Genomic DNA, 20,370 nt, shown 5'->3' with positions numbered 1-20,370 from the left:
CGGTTGACTCAGCGTCCCATCGGCACGGGCGACAGCCGACCGATGGGACGAATCTGCAGCGCCCCGTCCAGCTCGCCGTAGGTGAGCACCGCGACGTCGGGGAATGCGCCCTCGCAGAGCCTGCGCAGGGGCCGGCGCACATCCGGCGCGGTGAGCAGCACCGCCCTCCCTCCCGTCGCCACCTGCCTCACGCCCTCCAGGATTTCCGCCACCCGCTCCGGGTCGGGCGCGGGCCCGCGAGGCCCCGTCGCCCGCAGCACCTCCTCCACCTCCGGGTCTACGAGGTAGGCGTACAGCGGCCCCGTGGGAGCGAACTTGTGGCTGAGGTACCGGCGCAGCGCCTGGCGGCAGCGCTCGGCGAGCGCCACCGCGTCCCCCTCGGTGGTGGGCGAGACGAGCGCCTCCAGGATGGCGCGCAGGTCTCGGATGCTGACGCCTTCCTGGAGGAGCTTGCGCAGCACATCCGTCAGCAGCGGCAGCGGCACCTTCTGCAGGGCTTCCTTCACCAGGACGGGTGACTGGGCCTCCAGCCCCTCCAGCAGTCCCTGGACGTCCTGGAGCCCCAGCAGGTCCGCGGCGCGGGCCCGCAGAACGCCCCGCAGGTGGTCCGCCAGCAGCGCTGCCGGGCTCCGCATGGGGACCTGCGCCGCCTCCAGCAGGGCCCGCCCCGCCTCCGTGATTCGGCTGATGGTCCTGCCGGTGCCGGGCTCCGCCGCGGGCTCGGCCTTCACCTGGAGGAAGGCGAGTTCCTCCGGGGGCGCCAACGCGTAGAGCGTGCCCGGAACGACCTGCCCTCCACCCGAGGGGACCTCGTCCACCTGGATGCGGTACTCCCCGGGCGACAGGTAGGCAGCCTGCGTCCGCACGCGGATGCCGGGGATGCGCACTCCCAGCTCGAAGAACAGCTCATCCCGCACCGCGTTCAGCGTCTTGTGGACGAAGGCACCGCCTTCCTCTTCCGCCAGCGCAGTCAGGTCCGGCGCCAGGTCCAGGGTGAGCGGCGAGACGCCCACGGGTACCGAGGCGCTCTCCGGCGGCGCGCCCGGGGCAGGGCCTGGAGCGGCCGCGCCAGGGTTGGCGCCCTCCTTCTCCCCGGGCCCCACGGGCTCCCGTTGATTCAGCGCATGGCCGAGCCCGCCCAGTCCCGCCGCCAGGATGAGAAACGTCAGGTGCGGCATGCCCGGCATGAGGGCCAGCGCTCCACAGAGCCCCGCCACCACCCAGAGCGTCCGGGCCTCGCCGAAGAATTGCGAGCCAATCTCCAGGCCGAGCGAGTCGTCCTCCTTCTCCGAGGCCACCCGCGTGACGACGAGGCCCGCCGCCACCGCGATGCAGAGCGAGGGGACCTGCGACACCAGTCCATCCCCAATCGCGATGAGCGCGAAAGTCGACGCGGCCTCCGACAGGGACATGCCGCCCTGGAGCACGCCGATGACGGTTCCTCCCAGCAGGTTCACCGCGACGATGACGAGGCCGGCGACGACGTCGCCCTTCACGAACTTCATCGCGCCATCCATGGCGCCGAACATCTGCGACTCGCGCTCCAGGTCGCGCCTGCGTCGCCGGGCCTGCGCCTGGTCGATGGCCCCCGCGCGCAGGTCCGCGTCGATGGACATCTGCTTGCCCGGCATCGCATCCAGGGTGAACCGCGCGGACACCTCCGCGACGCGCTCGGCACCCTTGGCCACCACCAGGAACTGCACCAGCGTGAGGATGGCGAAGACCACGGCGCCCACCACGTAGTCCCCACGCACCACGAACTCTCCGAACGCCTGGATGACCTCGCCCGCATGCCCCTCCGCGAGCGCCAGCCGCGTGGACGACACATTGAGCGCCAGCCGGAACAGCGTGGTGAACAGCAGCAGCGTGGGAAACGCCGTCACCTTCAGCGCGTCCTTTGCCCGGAGCGCCGCCACCAGCAACGCCACCGCCGCGGCCAGGTTCACCGCGAGCCCCGCGTCCAGCATCCAGGCCGGCAGGGGAATGATGAGAGCACCCAACACGGCGGCCATCGCCACCGCGAGCACCACGTCCGAGGACTTCCGGGCCTTCAACAAGATTTTCGAGAGCGGGTTCATGGCGTCTGTCTCCGTGGATGGTCGTCCACGCTTCGCGTCTCCATCGCCGTGCGCAGGACGACCGCGGCCGCCTGGTACAGCTCCTCGGGGATGGCCTCCCCGAGGTCGTAGTGGATGAGGCTGCGGGCCAGCGGGATGTCCCTGACCACCGGAATCCCGAGCCTCCGCGCTTCCTCCCGGAGGGCAAGGGCGTCTTCCTCCCGGGCCTTGGCCACGAGGTAGGGCGCCTCACATTCCCGGGCGTCGTAGCGGAGCGCGACCGCGAGGTGCGTGGGGTTGATGACCACGGCGGTGGCCTTCTGCACTCCACGTGCCGGTCCCCCCTGCGCGAGCTGCCGCTGCAGGGCCCGCCGCTGTCCCTTCTGACGCGGGTCGCCCTCGCTCTCCTTGTGCTCGCGCTTCACCTCCTCGCGGCTCATCATCAGGTCCTTCAGGTGGCGCCGACGCGCGAGGGCGTAGTCCCCCACGCCCAGCAGCAGCACCACCCAGGCGAGCCGGATGGCGAGAGTGCCCAGGCGCTCCACCAGCAGCGTCAGTCCCTGCGCGCCGCCCAGCCAGGCGACACGCAGCGCGTCCGGGCCGACCTCCTCCACCTCGCTCCAGACGAGCGCCGCCACCAGCGCCACCACCGCCAGCGCCTTCCCCACCTCCACCAGCGGCCGCAGGCTGAACAGCCGCTTCAGCCCCGCCGCGGGACTGATGCGCTCCAGCTTCGGCGCCGCGTGGCCCATCTCCAGCTCGAAGCCCACCGTGGCGACGGACACCCCCAGCGACGCCGCGAGGGCGCCCCCCAGCGCCGGCCCGCAGAGCCTCGCGGCAATCCAAAGCCCCTCCCGCCACGCGCCCAGGTCGCGCTGTTCGAGGAACAGACGCGCGGTCCAGTCCTGCAGTCGAAGGAAGCCCTCGGGTGCGAAGGCCGTGAAGCCCAGCAGCCCTCCCAACGTCACCGCGCTGGACGTCAGCAGCCGGCTGCGCGGAATCTGTCCCTTGCGCCGTGCTTCCCGAAGGCGCTTCGCGGTGGGCTGCTCCGTCTTCTCACCACTCATCGCGCCACCTCGCCCAGCATCGCCAGTGCGCCCTCCGTGGAGAGCACGCCCGCCAGCAGTCGCTCGCAGAGCACGCCCACGCCCAGCCACAGCAACGCGCCGCCCCCGAGAATCCGCAGCGGCGCTCCCACCTCCTGCAGGTTCACCTGTGGCGCGGCTCGCGAAGCCAGTCCGAGGAAGCAGTCCACCGCCAGCGCCGCCGCGGCCACCGGCGCCCCCACCGCCAGGCCCGAGGCCAGGGCGCCTCCCGCCAGCACGACGACGTGCATCGCGGCCGCTTCCGTCGGGACGAAGGCTCCCAGACGCACCACCCCGAAGCCGCGCAGCAGCCCGGAGAGGACCTGCGAAAACAGGCTTCCCGACACCACGAGCGCCACCAGCAGGTGGTAGAGCCCATCCCCCGTGGCCGACTCGCGACTGCCCGCGGCGGGCAGGCTGGCCTCCGCCGACGTCCCCCGGAACAGGTCGATGAAGCGTCCGCCCATCCGCGCCGCGTCGAAGGGCAGCACCGCCACGAGCCCCACCGACATCCCATAGCCCAGTTCTCGCACCACCAACGCCGCCAGCTCCAGCGAGGACGCCACCGGCGTCACCAGCTCCACGCCCGCCTCCAGGCGCAGGAAGAGCGCCAGGGAGAGCACCAGCGCCAGCCGCACCGTCGTGGGTGTGGCCTGCCCTCCCAAGAGCGGGCACAGGAAAGCAATGGGCACGAGCCGCGCGGCACACAGCGCCACCACGACGATGTCCGGCCCCAGCGTTTCGAGCCAGAGACGCAGCGGCTCCAGGTTCATGCCGCCACCTCGGCGATGAGCAGGAGGAGCTGGTGCGTGAAGCGCGTGAGCTGCCCGGCAATCCACGGCCCGGCGAGCACGAGCGCGAGGACCGCCGCGCACAGCTTGGGTACCACCGCGAGCGTGCTCTCCTGGAGCTGCGTGGTGGCCTGGAAGAGGCTCGACAGGAAGCCCACCAGCAGGCTCGCGCCAATGGGAGGAAGCGAGGCGAGCACCATCAACAGCAAGGCCTCGCGCCCCAGCGTGAGCAGGACGTCCGGAGTCATGGCGTCACCGGTAGCCGAGGATGAGGCCCCGCGCGAGCAGCGCCCAGCCATCCACGGCGACGAAGAGGAGGATCTTGAAGGGCAGGCTCACCTGACTCGGTGACAACGTCTGCATCCCCAGCGCGAGCAGCACGTTGGCGATGACCATGTCCAGCACCAGGAACGGGAGGAAGACGAGGAAGCCAATCTGGAAGGCCTCCTTCAGCTCGGTGATGACGAAGGCGGGAATCACCACGAAGAGGTCCGTCTCGTGCACCGCGTCCGCTTCCTCCGGCGGCCGGAGCTCGCGCGCCAGGTCCACGAAGCGCGCCCGCTCCTCCGGGCTGCCGTGCTTCACCAGGAACGAGCGCAGCGGCTCCGACACCCGCGACGCGGCCGACAGAATCTGCGCCCCGGAGCCCGCCTCCACCTCCGCGTACGCCACCTGCCCCGCGTCGTACATGCGCTCCATGACCGGCGCCATGATGTGCCCCGTGAGCACTGCCGCCAGTCCCGTCAGCACCAGCGTCGGCGGCGCCTGCTGCGTCCCCATCGCCGAGCGCGCCAGCGACAGCACCACCGCGATTTTCGAGAAGCTCGTCAGCATCAGCACCGCGAACGGCAGCAGCGACATCAGCGCGAGCATCCCCATCATCGACAGCGGGCTTCCCGCATAGGACATCCGCGAGAGCGACGTCTCCGCCGCGGAGGCCAGGGCCGGAGCCAGCAGCCCCGCGCCCATGAGCACGCGCTTCATCGCCCCACCCCCTTGCCCCGCCATGGTACGCGGCGCCTCGGCATCGGCCGGCGGGCCTGCGCCAACGCCCGCGCGAACACGTCCTCCGGCTCCTGCGTCTCGCGGATCTCCGCGAACGAATCCCCGAAGGCCACCAGGAAGCTGCGCCCGTCCACCTCCACCAGCGCCAGGCCACACCGCGGGGAGAGCCCCGCTCGCGAGACGACGTGCAGCCGTGCCACCTGGGGCACCTCCGGCCCCGGTGCGCCCCGTCGTCGCAACCACCAGCCCAGGCCGCCCAGCGCCAGTGCACCCAGCAGCCCGCGTGCGGCGGAGGTCATGGACAGTCCCCCCAGCGGCCCGAGCGCCGACAGCCCGAGCACGAGGGCCCCCGCCGCCAGCAGGCGCGCGCGGGGAGACACGGATGAGAGGACGCTTTTCATCGGTGGCCTCATGGCAGCAGCGCCAGGACCCGGGCACCGACCTCGCCCTCGATTTCCACGAGCTCGGCACGGGCCACCGCGCGGTCGCCCACGCGCAGCAGCACCGGCGCGTTGGCGCTGATGTGCAGCGGCAGCAGCGCGCCCGGCTTCAGCGCCGCCAGCTCCGACAGCGGTACCATCACCCGCGTCAGCTCGATTTCCACATCCACCGGCAGCGGGGGCATGCCCTCGCGCAGCTCCTTCAGGTCCACCATGTCCGACTCCTGGGAATGCGCGCTTCCCTCCGCGCGCGTCAGCGAAAAGCCCCCGGCGAGGAAGTTCCCCACCAGCGCGAAACCACGGGTGACGAGCCGCCCCTGGCCCAGGAGGCACCCGCCCTCGCGGCGCACCCCCTCGAAGAGGACGACGTCCCCCACGGAGAGCGACTCCAGCGCCATGGCCGGCAGCGGCGTCTGTCCGATGAGGCACCGCGCCTCCAGCGACGCCGCGAGCACCTCCGGCGCGATGCCCGGCCCGCACTCCACGGGCAGCTCCTGGAACACCGTCTGGAGCACCGGGGAAGGCAGCAGCAGGCGCGCCCCCGCGCTCACCGCCCCCACCGTCAGCGACAGCTCGATGGCCACCAGCGACTGCCGCCCATCCAGCCGCGCCACCACGTCCGCCCGCCGCATCGTCACGCCCGACAGCCGCGGCCCCAGCTTCGGGTTCAGCACTCCCTGGGAGCGCACCGCGGAGAGCGCCAGCAGCAGCAGGTAGGCCAGCGTCGCCTCCTCCAGCCGCGCCAGCTCCGTCACCACGCCCGGCCGCTGCCCCGCACCCGCGATGCGCTCCAGCGCGGCGAAGGCGAGCGCCGGCTCCAGCTCCAGCACGCCCGTCCCGCCCACCGCCGACAACTCCAGCAGCGCGAACACCGCCGGCTGCGCCAGCCCCGTCGTCGGAGAGATGGCGGCCTCCAGGAGCCGCGCCTCCGCCTTCACCGGACACTCCAGCTCCCGGGACAACACGTCCGCCACCACACCCAGCGCTTCCCGGCCGAGCTCGGCGACGCGGGGCCGCTCCGAGAGCGCGACGTGCGCGCGGGTCAATCGGCGCGAGCCCAACCCGCGCAGCGGGCGGACCTTCCGGGTGGCGGACTGCTCGACATCGGGGTTCATCGAAAGCTCCCTGGCGGTGTTGGGACACACCCCACCCGTGCACGGCACCCGCCAGGTGCCGCGTCCGTGAAGTCGTGGGGTTGAAGAGACGTGGCATCCGGATGCGGGATGCCGGGTACGCGGGCCGGGACGGCTCCGCGAAAGACTCAGCGCGTGGCCTCGCGAATGAGCCGCTCGGCCAGGGCTCCCATGACGGGCGACGCCTGCTCCCCAGGCTCCGCGGGGCGTCCGGGGAACAGGCTCCGGTGGTAGGGCGGCAGGCGCCGGAAGATTTCCCTCCGCAGCGGCTCCGACGCCTCTTCCATCAGCGCCTTCAACCTCGCGGCGGCGTCAGCGCGCTCCCCGAACTCCACCGCGACCTTCGCCTGTCGCTGCGCCGACGGCAGCCCCGCCAGGCGCAGCAGGTGCTCCTTCGCGCGCTCCGCCTCGCGCACGCCCAGCCCGCTCAGAAGCTCCGCCGCCCGCTCGCGCCCGAGCACCCACGCCACGAGCGCCCAGCGCTCCAGCGGAAGGGCCAGCGGCGGAGGCGGTATGGCCTGAGGCGGCGGCGCCTCCCGAGCGGGGACCTGGGCCGTTGGCTTCGCCCTCTTGTTCGGCCGGGCCGCCCGGCCCACACGTGTCGCTTCCATGGTGACGTCCTCCCTTGAACTCTCACGCCACCTTGCGCGCCGCTCCCGGTGTCAGCACCGGCCGCGCGGGTGCTGGAGGCACGGGCGCCGCAGAAGCCCTGTCCCGGTAGTGGCGCATCCGCAGCGTCACCAGCACCAGCGCCACCGCCAGCCCCGTCACCACCACGCCGAGCACCGCGAGCAGCGCGCGAAGCCTCGTCAGGAGTGACACGCCCCCTCCCGCCGGCACCTCCACCCGCGTGGAGACCTCGTCCACCAGCAGCGACACCGCTTCCGGCGACAGGCCTTCCACCCCTCCCGCGATGAGGGACCTCAACGTCTCCGAGGACTGCCGCACCCGCGCCGCGTCTCCCGGAACCACGCGCAGCATGGCCGACGCCTTCGAGGGCGTGGGGGCCTGACCGGGCCTCGGCGGCGCGGGCACCACGAGGTGGACGCGCGCCAGCAGCACGCCCTCCACCGTCTGCAGCGTCTTCTCCAGCCCCCGCTCCAGCACACGCACCCGGCAGACCCCCTCCTCCACCGGCGTGCGCACCAGCCCTCCCCCTCCGAAGACGTCGCACCCCACCTCCTCCGCGGGCCTCGGGAGCCCCAGCTCCGCGAGGATTCGCACCGCGTCCGAGGAGTGCTCGTCGGTGACTTCGATGGACCAGGAGGGCTTCTTGCCCCCCTCCGGCACCTTGCGCGCGTCGAGCCCGCGCTCGATGAGCACCGCCTGCAGCTCGTTGGCCTGCCGCTCGTCCAGGCCGTGCTGGATGCGCTCCCGGCACGCGGTGGCGCCCAGGAGCAGGAGGAGGATGAGACAGCGTCGGGGAGGGAATCGCATGATGGGGGCTCCTCAAACCTGCGTTTGCAGGACCTGCTTGACGCCGCCGGTCGCCTTCTCGACGACCTTTCCGGCGAGGTCGAGCTCCTGGCTCGCCCGGTAGACGTGGGCCTGCAGCGCGAGCAACTCCGCGGCGCTGAAGGTGCGGCCGGACTCCGCGAGCTTGAGGATGTGGTCCAGCCGCTTCTGCGCCTGCCCCACCCTGTCCAGCACCTGCGCCGCCTGCTGCTCGCGCGCCGCCTGCACCGAGTCCACCCGGGACGCTCCCGGCTTCACCTCCGCGCAACCCGGCGAGGCCCGGCCCACCGCCTCCGCCCGGCCGGGCCCTCGCGGAGCCTCCGTCCGCGCGCTCCGGGGCGGCCCTTCCGTGGCCACCGGCAACCCGGCGCCCCGCGCGGGCCCCTTTGCCTCTTCCAGCACCTTGCCGAACCGCTCCCGCGCGGGCTCCACCGAGGGCGACACGCCCGCTCCGCCCACCGGGCCCAACTTGTCCATGGTCATGGCTTGCCCGACTCCTCAGCGGATGTTGTTGATGGCCGCTTTCGCCGAGTCGTGGCGGACCTTCATGATGTTGGAGATGGCGTTGTGCTCGCGGCTCTCCTTCTGCATCTCGTTCTGGAGCGCCAGGTAGGCCATGTTGAACTTCTGGCCATCCGCGCTGAGCGCCCGCTGCGCCTCCAGCAAATCCCACGCGTCTCCATTGCCCGTCGCCGCGCCCGTGCCCGTCGAGCCGCCAGCGCCCGCCGTGCCCCCGGAGCCCACGGGCACCGTGGTGCTGGACCCGCCCGTGGACGCCACCGTCGACACCACCGCCCGCGTGCTGGAGACGGCCGCGCTCACGATGGGGCCCGCCGGAATCATCCCCCCCACGAGTCCCGCGCCCGAGCGCACCACCTCCTGCGCCGCGCGCGCCAGCACCGTCCCGAACTCGTTCTTCGGCGTCTGCCGCGCAACGGTGGGGGTGATGGTCAGCGAGGGAATCCGGTTGTCGTTGTCCAAGGGCAGCCTCCTGCGGTGGGTTGCGGGAGGTCTTCTTCAGCCGGCATGCCAGGGCACAACCCCAGCAATCCCAAGCACATGGCCCGGGCGGCGTGGGCGTGGGCCCTCCGCGGAGCGGGAGCAGGGTCCGTCCAGCGGGACGGACGGGGCGGACGGAAACTTGCCTCTCCGGCCCCGTGCCTCAGAGTTGTCGCACCCTGTCGCACGAAGAGGAGCCGCACCGGTGATGACTCCCACTGGCAATCCCAAGGCAGTCGAACGCTTCCACCCTCGCGTCGAGACCCAGCTCACCGTGAAGGTGCACCTGTCGGGCCGGACGGTGACGGTGCAGGCGCGCGACGTGTCCATGGCCGGCCTGTTCCTCCAGGCGCACGCGGCGGACAGCCTTCAGCAGCTCACCATCGCCGTGCCCCTGCCGGGGGACCGCGAAATCGTCACCACCTGCACCATCCGCCGCCGCGAGGTGGATGGTGTGGCGCTGGAGTTCGGCGAGCTGGACTGGGACGACTTCCTCGCCCTGGCGCGCTTCCTCCACCCGCGCCTTCCCTGAAGCCCCGCGAGGGGCTCAGGCGGGCTCGGTCTTCAGCGGGCCCGCGCGCAGCCGCTCCACCAGCGCCATCAGCTCCGCGCCGCGGAAGGGCTTGTGGATGTAGCCGTCCGCGCCAGCCAGCGTGGCGCTCTCCATGTCGGACTTCTTCGCCTTCGCGGTGAGCATGTAGAGCGGCACCTCGGCCGTCACCGGGTCGCTCTTGAGGATGCGACACACGGAGATGCCATCGAGCTGCGGCAGTACCACGTCCATCAAGATGAGGTGGAACGTCTGGCTGCGCGCGAGCTTCAGCCCCTCCAGCCCGTTGGCCGCGCACACCACGTCCACGGTGCCATCGCTCAACATCGAGCGCACCAGCTCCCGGATGACCGGTTCATCCTCGACGAGCAGGATGTGGAAGGGTGCCTGGGAATTGCCAGCCATGGTTCTCCGGGCGCGACTCGAGACCACTGCGGGACAGCTCGCGGGCCCGTGCATCACCCCCGATGCCGGTGCCACCTGCGGCGCGCGGTATAGCCCCGCGAGCCCCCCTCGCAACAGGGTGGTTGCGTCGATTGTCGGGTGCACCGCGCACCGCCCTTACGTAAGCCGGGCCCCGTGCGGTTGCCTCACTTCCCACGCCCCCATCCCACCCGGCTCCCGCACGCCTGCTGATTAGCCAGACTGACAGGCGGGTGAAGCCAACATTCGACGCCCGGGCGTCACGACGCCCCCGCCCCCCCGGCGTTATGATGAGCCGGAAATGTCCGCAAAGCTCGAATGTCCAGAGTGCCAGGGCCTGGTGGGCGAGGCCGACTTCCAGTGCACGCACTGCGGGCTGCTGCTGGACGCGGAGCAGGCCAGTGGCGAGTACGTCGCCCACGAGCCCACCATCGTCCGGGCGCTGCTGTCGCCGCCCCAGCGCACGCGGACGCTGGAGGTGCCGCTACCGCCGCCCCAGCAGCCCACGCCGCATGACCTGGCCACGGCGCGCTTCACCGTGCCCATGGACGCGCACACGGTGCCGCACCTGCGCGGCGGGCTGGACATCGCCCTGCAGCCGCTCCACCCGTTCGAGGCGCACATCGCGTCCTTCATCGACGGAGTCCAGCCGGTGCCCGCCCTGGCGCGCGCGGCGAGGCTGCCCGAAATCGAGGTGAAGGTCGTCCTCAAGGCCCTGCTGGAGCGCGGCGTGGTGGAGCTGCACCGCATGCCCGGCGCCCCCGGCCTGCACACGCTCCCGGCGGAGGAGCTGCCGGTGCTGGACGGCAACGACTTCCTGGTGCCGGAGCCCATGGCGCTCGGGGACGAGGAGCCCGCCCCCCGCCCTACCCGGGCGGTGATACCGGACCCGTCGAGCCCGCCGTCCCGGCCCGCCCTCGCGCAGCCCCCGCCGCTCCCTTCGCCGCCCCTCGCAGCGACGCCTCCTCCTCCCCGCGCCACCGTGCCCCCGCCCCGGCCCCGGGGCAACGGGCCGGCCACGGCGGAGGACTTCCTCCAGCGCGCGGTGCGGCTGGAGCGCGAGGGACAGGTGGAGCGCGCCATCGAGGTGCTCACGCGCGCCATCGACCGCGTGCCCGAGGCCGCGCCGCTCCACAGCAAGCTGGCCCTCATCCTGGTCCACCAGCGCAAGGACTACAGGACCGCGGCGGCGCTGCTGGAGCGCGCCGTGGAGCTGGAGCCGGGCAATGCCGTCTTCCAGCAGAACCTGCTCAAGGTGACGGGCCTCATGGCGGCCGCCGCGGGCGAGCGCCAGGAGTCCCGGCGCGGCCTCTTCGCGCGCCTCACCGGCCGGCGGAGCTGAAGCGGAAGGGACGCCTCCGCCCCAGGCGACTCAGGTAGACCCGCCGCCGTCCAGCAGCCGCTCGGCCTCCTCCAATGAGAAGGCCAGGTGCGCCTCGTGGCCGATGGCGCGGCTGATGCGCTCGAACTGGAGGGCCGCCACCGTCGAGCGCCCCACCACCCGCACACTCCGGCGGAAGCCCCGCGCCCGCGCCGCCTCGACGATGCGCCGCAGCTGGGTCATTGCCTCCGGAGGCACCGACGTCAGGCCGCTGAGGTCCGACACCAGGTCGAGCCCCGGCCGCAGCCGGTCGATGGCGGCCACCGCGGCGTCGCCAATCCGGCGAGCCTCCGCGTCCTCGACGTCTCCCCAGATACGCACCACCAGCCGATTCTTGCCGACGCGCGCCTCGACCTCGAACACGGAGCCACGACCTCCGGGAAGAAGTCGCCTTCCCTCCGCCCGAGTCTAGCTGCGGGACAGCGCGCCCTTCCATGCCGCGCCGCGCCCGAAGGCGGGGGTCGGCCACGACTTCAGATTTCCGCCACGCCTTCGCGCTCGGCCCAGCCCTCCAGGCCATTGGGGAGGCGGATGCGGACGAAGCGGCCGGTCTCCTCCAGCAGCCGCACCTTGAGGCCGGCGTGGACCTCGAAGATGGAGCGGGCGCCGGCCTGGGGCAGCTCGCGCGCCACCAACGTGGGGGCCAGGACGACGGCCTCGTGCACCGTCTCCTCCACCCACGCGTGGGCGGCCAGCAGCAGCCCGGAGGGCACCGCCACCGTGAAGAGCAGCGCGGCCATGATGCCCACCGCCGTGCGCCGGCCCGGGCGCAGCGCGCGCCACAGCAGCACCAGCGCGAAGGCCGCCACCCAGGTGCCCAGGAAGGTCCACGCCACCACCGTGCCGTCCGTGGCCGCCGTCACCCGCGGGAGGAACTCCTCCTCCGCCGTGGCGCCCACCACCTTGTCCACCTGACGCGCGCGGGCCACGGCCAGGTTGGCCTCCAGGTCCGGCGCGCGGGCGCCCTCCTTCTTCGCCTGCTCCAGCGCCAGCACCGCCCGGCCCAGGTCTCCCCGCGCCAGGTGCGAGGTGCCCAGGTTGTAGAGCACGTCCGGTCCGCCGTGGCCGTGGGACAGGAGCTTCTCGTAGCCCTGCTGCGCCGCCGCGTAGTCCTCGCGCGCGTACGCCTCATTGGCCTTCAGGAAGACGTCCTGCGCCTCTTCCGGCGTGTAGTAGCCGCTCACGCCCAACCCTCCATGGCCGCCATCGCGGCATCCATCACCTTCTGCCGCTCCGCCGGGTTGCCGCCGCCGCCGTAGCGGCCGAGATCACACGCCTCCAGCACGAAGAGCACCCGCGAGCGTCGCTCCGCGTCCGCGCCCTTCGCCGCCAGCCGCTCGGCGAGCACCTCGCGGGTGAGGCCGCCCACCGGAACGCCCAGCCGCGCCTCCAGGAAGCCGTGCAGCGCCTTCTCCACCTCCGCGTAGAAGGCGCCCACGTTGGCGCCGCCCTGCAGCTTCTCCGCCTCCGCCAGACGCTTGCGCGCGGCCTTCGCCTGCTGCCGGCCGCGGTCCGCCTCCGTCCGGGTGGCCAGCCTGCCGCGCACCCCGCCGATGAGCGCCACGCCCAGCAACAGCCCCAGCGGCGCCAGCACCGCCGGCACGAAGAAGCCGCGCTTCCACGGGGGCTCGGACGGGGCCACGAACTTCGCCTGGTAGCGCACCGGCCGCAGCCCGCCCGCCGTCAGCACGTTCTTCTGCTCGTTGGCCGCGTCCGCCACGTGCGACGGCGACGAGGGCAGCGCCGACACACCGCCCGCACCCGCCTCCACCGTAATCGTCACCGCGTCCGTGCGGGCCACCTCGTAGGCCTGCTGGCGCGGGTCGAAGTACGGGAACTCCAGCGCGGGCAGCGTGAAGGTGCCCGTGCGCTGCGGCATCACCAGGTACTCCACCACGCGGCGGCCCTGCACGCGGTTGCGCTGGGGCGCCACCTTGTCCGTCGTGGTGGGGTCATAGATTTTGAGCGCGGCGGGGCCGGTGAGCTTCGGCGGGGTGACGTTCTTCACGTTGCCCACGCCCTCCAGGATGACCTTCACCGTGACGGGCTGGCCCAGCTCCACGCGCGTCTGCGACACGTCCATGGACAGCCGCCAGGTGCCCACCTGCGCGTTGGCCATGCCCGGGGGCGCGCCCGGCGGCAGCGGCCGCACCTTCACCTTCAGCGCGTTGGACACGCGGTGCACGCGGTGGCCGGCGAAGAGGAAGCCGGTGGTGATGTCCGCCTCCGCGGCGGTGATGGACAGCGTGCCGGGCTTCACCGGGAAGAGCGCGCGGCGGCGCAGCAGGTAGGCGCGGTAGGGAATACCGTCGACAATCTTCTGCTCGCCGGACAGCTGCGTGGGGCTCTCCACCTCCTCCGTCCAGAAGCCTTCCAGCTTGGGCATGGTGACGGAGTCCACGCTCGACAGGTCCACCCGCGAGTAGATGTAGAGCGACAGCGTCACCTGCTCGCCGACGTACACCTCGTCCCGGTCCAGGCTCGCGCGCAGGAACAGGTCCGAGTCCCCGCGCGGAATCGTGGGCTCGTCCGCATCCAGCTCCTCGCCGAACGGGTCCGGCCGCTGCTGCGAGGGCGCGCTGGCGAACGGGTCCGGCAACGAGCTTCCGGAACTGCCCGAGGGCGGCGAGCTCAGCCGGCCCGTCCTCACCGACAGCTCCACCGGCCGCGTGCGGTACGTCTTCCCGCGCACCGTGATTTGCGAGGGCGGAATCGTCAGCCGCCCGGCGCGATTGGCCCGCATCACCAGCACGTACCGGGTGACGTCCTGGATGACGGCCGGGCCGCCGCCGGACAGGGAGATGGAGCGCTGGCTGCTGCGCGAGCTGGAGAGGACCTCGAAGTCCTCCGACTCCGGCAACTGCACCTGCGCGTTGGGCGGCGCGTCCACCACCACCACCGTGAGGCGGAAGGTGTCCTGGCTGCCCACCTCTTCGCGGTCCACCGTCTGGTAGAAATCCAGGTCGTCGTTCGCCCACGCCGGCGCGGTGGCCAGCAGGGCGAGCACGGCCAGCAGGGCCCCGCGGGCGCTACCAGTCCTTCTCATTGGGCTTCCTCTGCTTCTTCTTCTGCTGGAAACGCCAGAGCTGGAGATTCTTCTCGTTCTGCTTCATCGCATCCAGCAGGCGCTCCGCTTCCTGCCGGTCGACGTCCGTCGGGCTCGCCCCGCCATCACGGGACTCCTCCGCGTCCTCTTCTCCCGCGCTGCCCCCGTCACTGCCACCGTCCTGCGATTCACCCTCACCCTCGTCCTGGCCACCATCCGCGCCGCCGTCGGCACCGCCGTCGCCCTTCTGCTGCGGCCCCTGCTGCCCGCCGTCCGCGCCGCCATCCGCGCCGCCGTCACTGCCACCGTCGCCCTGGCCTCCATCCGCGCCGCCGTCCGCGCCACCATCCGCGCTGCCACCATCCGCGCCGCCGTCCGCGCCACCATCCATGCCCCCGTCCTGCGGGGTGCCACCATCGCCGCGCGTGCCTCCGTCCTGGCCCGCATCCGGGCGCCCACCGTCACTGCCTCCGTCGGAGCCGCCATCCGCGCCGCCGTCGGGTTGGCTCTTCTGCTGCTGAGGTGGCACGTCGCGCAGCACGACCTCGTAGTTGTGCCGGGCCTGCACGTCCTGCGGGTCTAGCGTCAGCGCGCGCCGGTAGGACTTCAACGCCTCCTGCTTGTCTCCCGTGGTGGCGTACAGGTTGCCCAGGTTGTACCAGGCCTTCTGCCGCAGGTCGGGACGGTTGGACTCCGTCACCCCACGGAAGGCCTCCTGCGCCTCGGGGACGCGCCCCAGCTTCGCCAGCGCGTCCGCACGGTTGAAGTCCACCGCCGGGTCATTGGGCACTTCCTTCTTCGCAGCCTCGAAGGCAGCCAGCGCGTCCTCGTAGCGGCCCGCGGTGTAGGCCTCGCGGCCCTGCTCCACCAGCGGGTGGTCCTTCTGCAGCGGCCCCGCCGCCCCCGCGGACGTCGGCAGCGCGAGCGCCACCACCAGCGTCCAGGTCAGCAAGCGCGCGGCGCGGCTCGCTCGGCTCGGTGACTCCAGACGCGCGCTCACGGCGAGGACCTCCGGCGCGAGGACGGTAGGAGCAGCATGCCCAGCGCGAGCAGCGCCAGCCCCGGAATGGCGAAGGACTGGAAGCGCTCGTCGTAGCGGACCGTCACCCGGCTCTCCAGCTCGCTCTTCTGCATCTGGTCGATGCGCTCCACCACCTGCGCCATGGCCACGCCGCGCGGCTGGTAGAAGAAGGCCCCGCCGGAGCCCTCGGCGATGGTCGTCAGGCCCGCGCGGTCCAACCGCGTAATCACCGTCTCGCCGGCCGCGTCCTTCTTGTAGTCCACGAACTCGCCGCGCCTGTCGTAGACGGGGATGGGCTCACCGGACTCGGAGCCCACGCCCACCGCCAGCACCGGGACATTCGCTTCCTTCAGCGCCTCGGTGGCCTCGGCCACCTCGCCGAAGAGGTCCTCGCCGTCCGACAGCAGCACCACCACGCGCTCCTTCGAGCCGCGGTCCGCGTTGTCCAGCACCTGCTTCGACAGCTTCAGCGCCGCGCCCACGTTGGTGCCGCCCTGGGGCATCACCTCCGGGTCCACCGCGCGCAGGAACAGCTTCACCGCCGAGTAGTCCGACGTCAGCGGCGACTGGATGAACGCGTCGCCCGCGAACACCACCAGGCCCACGCGGTCGCCCTTCAACTCATCCAGCAGCGTCGTGAGCTCCAGCTTCGCGCGCTCCAGGCGGCTGGGCTGCACGTCGCGCGCGAGCATGGACTTGGACGCGTCCAGCGCCACCACCACGTCGATGCCGCGGCGCTTCGTCAGCTCGCTCTTGGTGCCACACTGCGGCTGCGCGAGCGCGAAGCCGAAGAGCGCCAGCCCCAGCCCGTACATGCCGCCCTGCACCGCCGGCCGCCACACCGAGACGCCCGGGGTGAAGCGCTCCGCGTGGCGCTCGTTGAGCAGCGCGCGCACGCGGGAGGAGCGTCGCAGCGCGCCCACCAGCGCGAGCAGCCCCAGCAGCACGCCCAACCCCACCAGCAGCAGATAGAAGGGCTGGGCAAGCCCCACCTGGTAGCCGAGCAGTGTGAAGCGCCAGGCTTCCACGGGCGTCACGGGAAGACCCTCAGGAAGGAAGCGCGCAGGAGCAACTCCAGCGCGGCGAGGCCGAAGGCGGCCAGCAGGAACGGGTGGAACTCCTCGCGGTAGGTGGCGCTGGCGCCGCCCTCCATCAGCTTCGAGCGCTCCAGCGAGTCGAGCACCTTCTGCAGGCCCGCGCGCAGGCCCTCCGGGTCCGTGGCGCGGTAGTACTCACCGCCGGTGCGGTCCGCGATGTCCTGCATCAGCTCCGGGTTGATGGGAATCTCCGTCTCGCGCCACACGGTGTTGCCGAACAGGTCGGTGCCCTGCGGGAAGGGCACCTTGCCGCCCTTGCCCACCAGGATCGTGTAGATGGGCACGTTGAGCGAGTGGGCCATGTTCGCCGAGTCCATGGGCGAAATCTTCCCGGCGTTGTTGTCACCGTCGGTAATCAGCACCACCACGCGGCTCTTCGCCTCCGAGTCGCGCAGGCGGTTGAGCGACGTGGCCAGCGCGTCGCCAATGGCCGTGCCGTCCTCCAGCACGCGCGTGCGCAACTGCTTGATGACCTCCTTCAGCACGCCGTAGTCCAGCGTCAGCGGCGCCTGCGTGTAGGCCGCGCCCGCGAACACCACCAGGCCGATGCGGTCATTCACCCGGTTGGCGATGAACTCGCTGAGCACTTCCTTCGCCACGTGCAGGCGGTTCTGCGGGCGGAAGTCTCCGGCCTCCATGGAGGTGGACAGGTCGAGCGCCACCACGATGTCGATGCCCTCCACCGACAAGTCCCGCACGCGCGAGTCGCGCGCCTGGGGCCGGGCAATGGCGAAGATGGCCGCGGCCACCGCCGCCGCGCGCAGCAGTGGGAGCAGGGGCAGCAGGTACGTGCGCAGCCCCTTGCCGTTGCGGGCGAAGACGTGCGCGGCGGAGAAGCGCAGCGTGGCGCGGGCGCGCCGCTCCCGCCACGCCTGCACCAGCAGCAGCGGCACGAGCAGCAGCCCCCAGAGCGCCTCGGGGTTATTGAACGTGGGGAGCGGCGGCATTGGCGGGAGCCTGGGGCGGGGGCGGAACGTACGTCTTGTCGATGAGCGCGTAGCCGAAGGCGAGCGCGTCGCGACAGGACTCGGGTGGGGCATCCGCGCGCGCGTACTTCACCATGTCCGACTCGGACACGAAGCGCATCAGCGCGTCCTCGGGGAGCCCGGGGGTGGGGAGGCGGCGCAGCGAGGCCATCAGCTCCGAGCTGGTGCACTCCAGCGCCTCGAAGCCGTAGCGCTCACCGAGGTAGCCGCGGACGATTTCGGAGAGCCGGAAGTAGAAGTCCTTCGCGTGGCCGTGCGCGGGCAGGTCCTCGGCCTTGAGCGCGTCCAGCGCCTTGCGCGTGCGCACGTCCAGGGGCAGCAGCGGCACCTGCTCCACGTGCTTCGGCCGGTTCTTCCACCAGCGATACAGCGCCCACGCCAGCAGGCCCGCGGCCAGCAGGCCCAGCCCCACCAGCACCAGCCGCCACGAGCGGATGGGCACCTCCTGCGGCGGCTGGAGGTCGAAGAAGTGGACGCCCTGCTGGTCCACGTCCGGCGGCAGCGTGGACACCACCTCCACCTCGCGGCCCGGCAGGGAGAACTTCTTCGGGCCGTCCGGCGTGGCCACGTCGAAGGAAAGCGACGGCAGCGGCACCGTGCCCAGCGCGAAGGCGGACATGCGCACGCCGAAGGTCGTGGTGGCCGAGTCCGGCCCGTCCTGGCGCTGGCGCGTCTGGTCCAGCACCTCGAAGTCGCCCGTCTCCTTGGGCATCACCAGTTCGTAGCGGTGCTCCTTCGGGTGGGTGATGACCACCTCGTAGACGAAGGGGTCGCCGATGCGCACCTGCCTCGGCTCCACGCGCGCGGAGACGTTCTGCGGCTGCACCGTCTCGTCCGCGGGCGCGCCGGGAGGCTGCTGCGCCGCCGCACTCGAAGGGAGCGCACCCACCAGCAACAGGGCCAGCACGGGAAGGAGCCGCGTCACGCCGCCATCCTCCGGGCCCGCGCGCGGAAGAACTGCGCGAGCGCCTTGCCGTGGTCATCGCCGGCCCGCAGCTCCACGTGGTCCAGCTCCAGCTTCTTGAACAGCTTGCGGCGCTCGTCGCGCGCGGTCTGCATGGCGCGCGCGAAACGGCCGCGCACGCGCGGGTCGCTGGTGTCCACCACGAAGCGCTCGCCCGACTCCGGGTCCTCCATCTCCACCAGCCCCAGTCGCGGGAAGGCCTCCTCCAACGGGTCCTCCACCACCACCGGCACCAGGTCGTGCTTGCGCCCCACCAGCCGCAGCGGCTTCTCGTAGTCGCGCGCCTGGAAGTCGGAGATGAGGAACGTGACGGCCTTCCGCTTCGCCACCTGCGTCAGGTACGTGAGCCCCGTGGACAGGTCCGTCCCCTTCCCCTGCGGCTGGAAGGTGAGGATGTCGCTGACCAGCCGCAGCACGTGCGTGCGGCCCTTGCGCGGCGGCACCACCTTCTCCACCCGGTCCGAGAAGAGGATGAGCCCCACCCGGTCGTTGTTCGCAATCGCGCTGAAGGCAATCTGCGCGGCGACCTCGGCGGCAATCTCCGCCTTGGTGCGCTCCTTGGAGCCGAACTCCTTCGAGGCGGACACGTCCACCAGGAGCATCACCGTCAGCTCGCGCTCCTCGGTGAAGACCTTGACGTAGGCCTCGTTCATGCGTGCGGTGACGTTCCAGTCGATGATGCGAATCTCGTCACCGGGCTGGTACTGGCGCACCTCGGAGAAGGCCATGCCGCGGCCCTTGAAGACCGAGTGGTACTGACCCGCGAGCATGTCGGAGACCACCTTGCGGGTGCGAATCTCCAGCTTGCGGATGCGGCGGATGAGGTCCTTGGGAAGCACGGGGGCGCCTGCGGCTCGGGAGGGTGCGTCAGGGGACTTCGACGCGGTCGAACACGCGCTGGATGATCTTCTCCGTGGTGAGCTCCTCGGCCTCCGCCTCGTACGTCATGGCGATGCGGTGGCGGAGCACATCGAAGGCAATCGCCTTCACGTCCTCGGGGGTGACGAAGCCGCGGTGGCGCAGGAAGGCGTGGGCGCGCGCGGCCTGCGCGAGGGAGATGGTGGCGCGCGGCGAGGCGCCGAACTGGATGTAGTCCGCCAGGTCCTTGAGGCCGTACTTGTTGGGCTCGCGCGTGGCGAACACCACGTTGAGGATGTACTCCTTCACCTTCTCGTCCATGTAGATGTGGTGGACGAGCTCGCGGGCGCGGACCAGGTGCTCCAGGTTGATGACCTTCTGCGCCCGGGGCGTGGTGCCGCCGGACATCCGGTCCATGATGACCTTCTCCTCGTCGCGCGTGGGGTAGCCCACCTTCACCTTGAGCATGAAGCGGTCTACCTGCGCCTCGGGCAGCGGGTAGGTACCTTCCTGTTCAATCGGGTTCTGGGTGGCCAGCACGAGGAACGGCGAGGGCAGACCGAAGGACTGGTCGCCGATGGTGACCTGGCGCTCGGCCATGGCCTCCAGGAGGGCGGACTGCACCTTGGCGGGGGCGCGGTTGATTTCGTCCGCGAGGACGATGTTCGCGAAGATGGGGCCCTTGCGGACGGTGAAGTTCGCGGCCTGCTGGTTGTAGATCATCGTGCCCACCACGTCCGCGGGCAGCAGGTCCGGGGTGAACTGGATGCGCATGAAGGTGGCGCTGAGCGCGTCCGCCACGGTGCGCACGGTGAGCGTCTTCGCGAGGCCGGGGACACCTTCGAGCAGCACGTGCCCGTTGCAGAGCAGGCCGATGAGGATGCGCTCCAGCATGTAGCGCTGGCCGACGATGACCTTGCCGGTCTCCTGGTTGAGGATCTCGACGAAGCTGCTTTCCTGCTGCACGCGTTCGGTGAGCGCGCGGATGTCGGTGTTCAATGTCGCCTCGTGTCGGACTGGCGGCGGCAGCCTAGGGGTTACCGGGTATCGGGCTCAACACCGCAGAAGCCCGGCCATTC

The 20,370-nt window shown here is 71.7% G+C and carries 23 protein-coding genes; 2 read left to right on the top strand and 21 right to left on the bottom strand.

The window, feature by feature from the left end; genetic code table 11:
- Nucleotides 1-8: 8 nt before the first annotated feature.
- The 11 genes from OV427_RS34220 to OV427_RS34170 form a co-directional block, all read right to left on the bottom strand.
- Complete coding sequence (locus OV427_RS34220; RefSeq protein ID WP_267860412.1) at nucleotides 9-2,078, bottom strand: flagellar biosynthesis protein FlhA; 2,070 nt, start codon at nucleotides 2,076-2,078, stop codon at nucleotides 9-11.
- Nucleotides 2,075-3,124 (bottom strand): EscU/YscU/HrcU family type III secretion system export apparatus switch protein, encoded by a 1,050-nt coding sequence (locus tag OV427_RS34215; protein WP_267860411.1) that lies wholly within the window; start codon nucleotides 3,122-3,124, stop codon nucleotides 2,075-2,077. Before OV427_RS34215 ends, OV427_RS34220 begins: the two co-directional genes overlap by 4 nt.
- Nucleotides 3,121-3,915, bottom strand: a complete 795-nt coding sequence (locus OV427_RS34210) for an EscT/YscT/HrcT family type III secretion system export apparatus protein (RefSeq protein ID WP_267860410.1) — start codon at nucleotides 3,913-3,915, stop codon at nucleotides 3,121-3,123. Before OV427_RS34210 ends, OV427_RS34215 begins: the two co-directional genes overlap by 4 nt.
- Nucleotides 3,912-4,181 (bottom strand): flagellar biosynthetic protein FliQ, encoded by a 270-nt coding sequence (locus OV427_RS34205; protein ID WP_267860409.1) that lies wholly within the window; start codon nucleotides 4,179-4,181, stop codon nucleotides 3,912-3,914. The genes OV427_RS34210 and OV427_RS34205 overlap by 4 nt, the downstream gene beginning before the upstream one ends.
- A 4-nt stretch (nucleotides 4,182-4,185) precedes the next feature.
- The gene (sctR, locus tag OV427_RS34200; RefSeq protein ID WP_163995238.1) at nucleotides 4,186-4,917 is read right to left on the bottom strand and encodes a type III secretion system export apparatus subunit SctR; all 732 of its coding nucleotides are present in this window, start codon (nucleotides 4,915-4,917) and stop codon (nucleotides 4,186-4,188) included.
- Nucleotides 4,914-5,339, bottom strand: a complete 426-nt coding sequence (locus OV427_RS34195) for a flagellar biosynthetic protein FliO (protein ID WP_267860408.1) — start codon at nucleotides 5,337-5,339, stop codon at nucleotides 4,914-4,916. Before OV427_RS34195 ends, sctR begins: the two co-directional genes overlap by 4 nt.
- 8 nt (nucleotides 5,340-5,347) lie before the next feature.
- Nucleotides 5,348-6,493, bottom strand: a complete 1,146-nt coding sequence (gene sctQ / locus OV427_RS34190) for a type III secretion system cytoplasmic ring protein SctQ (protein ID WP_267860407.1) — start codon at nucleotides 6,491-6,493, stop codon at nucleotides 5,348-5,350.
- 146 nt (nucleotides 6,494-6,639) lie between these two features.
- Nucleotides 6,640-7,122, bottom strand: a complete 483-nt coding sequence (locus OV427_RS34185; RefSeq protein WP_267860406.1) for a hypothetical protein — start codon at nucleotides 7,120-7,122, stop codon at nucleotides 6,640-6,642.
- 22 nt (nucleotides 7,123-7,144) lie between these two features.
- On the bottom strand, nucleotides 7,145-7,948 hold the full coding sequence (locus tag OV427_RS34180; RefSeq protein ID WP_267860405.1) for a flagellar M-ring protein FliF: 804 nt from the start codon (nucleotides 7,946-7,948) through the stop codon (nucleotides 7,145-7,147).
- Between the two features lie 12 nt (nucleotides 7,949-7,960).
- Nucleotides 7,961-8,449, bottom strand: coding sequence for an ATP-dependent helicase HrpB (locus OV427_RS34175; RefSeq protein ID WP_267860404.1), 489 nt, complete (start codon nucleotides 8,447-8,449; stop codon nucleotides 7,961-7,963).
- A gap of 15 nt (nucleotides 8,450-8,464) precedes the next feature.
- Nucleotides 8,465-8,947, bottom strand: coding sequence for a hypothetical protein (locus OV427_RS34170; protein ID WP_267860403.1), 483 nt, complete (start codon nucleotides 8,945-8,947; stop codon nucleotides 8,465-8,467).
- A 226-nt stretch (nucleotides 8,948-9,173) separates the two neighbouring features.
- On the opposite strand from OV427_RS34170, the gene OV427_RS34165 reads away from it, so the two are divergent.
- Nucleotides 9,174-9,497 carry a PilZ domain-containing protein gene (locus OV427_RS34165; protein WP_267863520.1) on the top strand — a complete coding sequence of 108 codons (324 nt, stop codon included), beginning with the start codon at nucleotides 9,174-9,176 and terminating at the stop codon, nucleotides 9,495-9,497.
- A 15-nt stretch (nucleotides 9,498-9,512) separates the two neighbouring features.
- Here the strand turns inward: OV427_RS34165 and OV427_RS34160 are convergent, their stop codons facing one another.
- Entirely contained in the window at nucleotides 9,513-9,920 is a 408-nt protein-coding gene (locus OV427_RS34160) for a response regulator (protein WP_163995245.1), read from the bottom strand.
- A 319-nt stretch (nucleotides 9,921-10,239) separates the two neighbouring features.
- On the opposite strand from OV427_RS34160, the gene OV427_RS34155 reads away from it, so the two are divergent.
- Complete coding sequence (locus OV427_RS34155) at nucleotides 10,240-11,280, top strand: tetratricopeptide repeat protein (RefSeq protein WP_267860402.1); 1,041 nt, start codon at nucleotides 10,240-10,242, stop codon at nucleotides 11,278-11,280.
- A 30-nt stretch (nucleotides 11,281-11,310) separates the two neighbouring features.
- Here OV427_RS34155 and OV427_RS34150 read toward each other — a convergent pair whose 3' ends face one another.
- From OV427_RS34150 to OV427_RS34110, 9 genes are all read right to left on the bottom strand, one after another.
- Nucleotides 11,311-11,682: a hypothetical protein gene (locus tag OV427_RS34150; protein ID WP_267860401.1), complete on the bottom strand. Its 372-nt coding sequence runs from the start codon at nucleotides 11,680-11,682 to the stop codon at nucleotides 11,311-11,313.
- A 110-nt stretch (nucleotides 11,683-11,792) separates the two neighbouring features.
- Nucleotides 11,793-12,503, bottom strand: coding sequence for an SH3 domain-containing protein (locus OV427_RS34145; protein WP_267860400.1), 711 nt, complete (start codon nucleotides 12,501-12,503; stop codon nucleotides 11,793-11,795).
- Nucleotides 12,500-14,365 carry a BatD family protein gene (locus OV427_RS34140; protein ID WP_267860399.1) on the bottom strand — a complete coding sequence of 622 codons (1,866 nt, stop codon included), beginning with the start codon at nucleotides 14,363-14,365 and terminating at the stop codon, nucleotides 12,500-12,502. The genes OV427_RS34145 and OV427_RS34140 overlap by 4 nt, the downstream gene beginning before the upstream one ends.
- Nucleotides 14,349-15,365, bottom strand: coding sequence for a tetratricopeptide repeat protein (locus OV427_RS34135; protein ID WP_267860398.1), 1,017 nt, complete (start codon nucleotides 15,363-15,365; stop codon nucleotides 14,349-14,351). The genes OV427_RS34140 and OV427_RS34135 overlap by 17 nt, the downstream gene beginning before the upstream one ends.
- Entirely contained in the window at nucleotides 15,362-16,423 is a 1,062-nt protein-coding gene (locus tag OV427_RS34130) for a VWA domain-containing protein (protein ID WP_267860397.1), read from the bottom strand. The genes OV427_RS34135 and OV427_RS34130 overlap by 4 nt, the downstream gene beginning before the upstream one ends.
- On the bottom strand, nucleotides 16,420-17,430 hold the full coding sequence (locus tag OV427_RS34125) for a vWA domain-containing protein (RefSeq protein WP_267860396.1): 1,011 nt from the start codon (nucleotides 17,428-17,430) through the stop codon (nucleotides 16,420-16,422). Before OV427_RS34125 ends, OV427_RS34130 begins: the two co-directional genes overlap by 4 nt.
- Complete coding sequence (locus tag OV427_RS34120; protein WP_267860395.1) at nucleotides 17,405-18,394, bottom strand: hypothetical protein; 990 nt, start codon at nucleotides 18,392-18,394, stop codon at nucleotides 17,405-17,407. Before OV427_RS34120 ends, OV427_RS34125 begins: the two co-directional genes overlap by 26 nt.
- A complete protein-coding gene (locus OV427_RS34115) occupies nucleotides 18,391-19,272 on the bottom strand; it encodes a DUF58 domain-containing protein (RefSeq protein WP_267860394.1) in 882 nt (293 codons plus the stop codon). The genes OV427_RS34120 and OV427_RS34115 overlap by 4 nt, the downstream gene beginning before the upstream one ends.
- Before the next feature lie 28 nt (nucleotides 19,273-19,300).
- Complete coding sequence (locus tag OV427_RS34110; protein ID WP_420718377.1) at nucleotides 19,301-20,230, bottom strand: AAA family ATPase; 930 nt, start codon at nucleotides 20,228-20,230, stop codon at nucleotides 19,301-19,303.
- Nucleotides 20,231-20,370 lie beyond the last annotated feature (140 nt).

Origin of the sequence: Pyxidicoccus sp. MSG2 (assembly GCF_026626705.1) — a bacterium.
GTDB lineage: Bacteria > Myxococcota > Myxococcia > Myxococcales > Myxococcaceae > Myxococcus.
The sequence above is the reverse complement of the archived record's forward strand: the minus strand, read 5'-3'. Positions and strand labels throughout refer to the sequence as shown.

Excerpts from the sequence above, each read along its gene's own strand:
- OV427_RS34180 (WP_267860405.1), bottom strand. The coding sequence starts at position 7,948 with ATGCGATTCCCTCCCCGACGCTGTCTCATCCTCCTCCTGCTCCTGGGC.
- OV427_RS34155 (WP_267860402.1), top strand. The coding sequence starts at position 10,240 with ATGTCCGCAAAGCTCGAATGTCCAGAGTGCCAGGGCCTGGTGGGCGAG.
- OV427_RS34195 (WP_267860408.1), bottom strand. The coding sequence starts at position 5,339 with ATGAAAAGCGTCCTCTCATCCGTGTCTCCCCGCGCGCGCCTGCTGGCG.
- OV427_RS34205 (WP_267860409.1), bottom strand. The coding sequence starts at position 4,181 with ATGACTCCGGACGTCCTGCTCACGCTGGGGCGCGAGGCCTTGCTGTTG.
- OV427_RS34165 (WP_267863520.1), top strand. The coding sequence starts at position 9,174 with ATGACTCCCACTGGCAATCCCAAGGCAGTCGAACGCTTCCACCCTCGC.
- OV427_RS34185 (WP_267860406.1), bottom strand. The coding sequence starts at position 7,122 with ATGGAAGCGACACGTGTGGGCCGGGCGGCCCGGCCGAACAAGAGGGCG.
- OV427_RS34210 (WP_267860410.1), bottom strand. The coding sequence starts at position 3,915 with ATGAACCTGGAGCCGCTGCGTCTCTGGCTCGAAACGCTGGGGCCGGAC.
- sctR (WP_163995238.1), bottom strand. The coding sequence starts at position 4,917 with ATGAAGCGCGTGCTCATGGGCGCGGGGCTGCTGGCTCCGGCCCTGGCC.
- OV427_RS34175 (WP_267860404.1), bottom strand. The coding sequence starts at position 8,449 with ATGACCATGGACAAGTTGGGCCCGGTGGGCGGAGCGGGCGTGTCGCCC.
- OV427_RS34125 (WP_267860396.1), bottom strand. The coding sequence starts at position 17,430 with ATGCCGCCGCTCCCCACGTTCAATAACCCCGAGGCGCTCTGGGGGCTG.
- sctQ (WP_267860407.1), bottom strand. The coding sequence starts at position 6,493 with ATGAACCCCGATGTCGAGCAGTCCGCCACCCGGAAGGTCCGCCCGCTG.
- OV427_RS34160 (WP_163995245.1), bottom strand. The coding sequence starts at position 9,920 with ATGGCTGGCAATTCCCAGGCACCCTTCCACATCCTGCTCGTCGAGGAT.
- OV427_RS34215 (WP_267860411.1), bottom strand. The coding sequence starts at position 3,124 with ATGAGTGGTGAGAAGACGGAGCAGCCCACCGCGAAGCGCCTTCGGGAA.
- OV427_RS34220 (WP_267860412.1), bottom strand. The coding sequence starts at position 2,078 with ATGAACCCGCTCTCGAAAATCTTGTTGAAGGCCCGGAAGTCCTCGGAC.
- OV427_RS34140 (WP_267860399.1), bottom strand. The coding sequence starts at position 14,365 with ATGAGAAGGACTGGTAGCGCCCGCGGGGCCCTGCTGGCCGTGCTCGCC.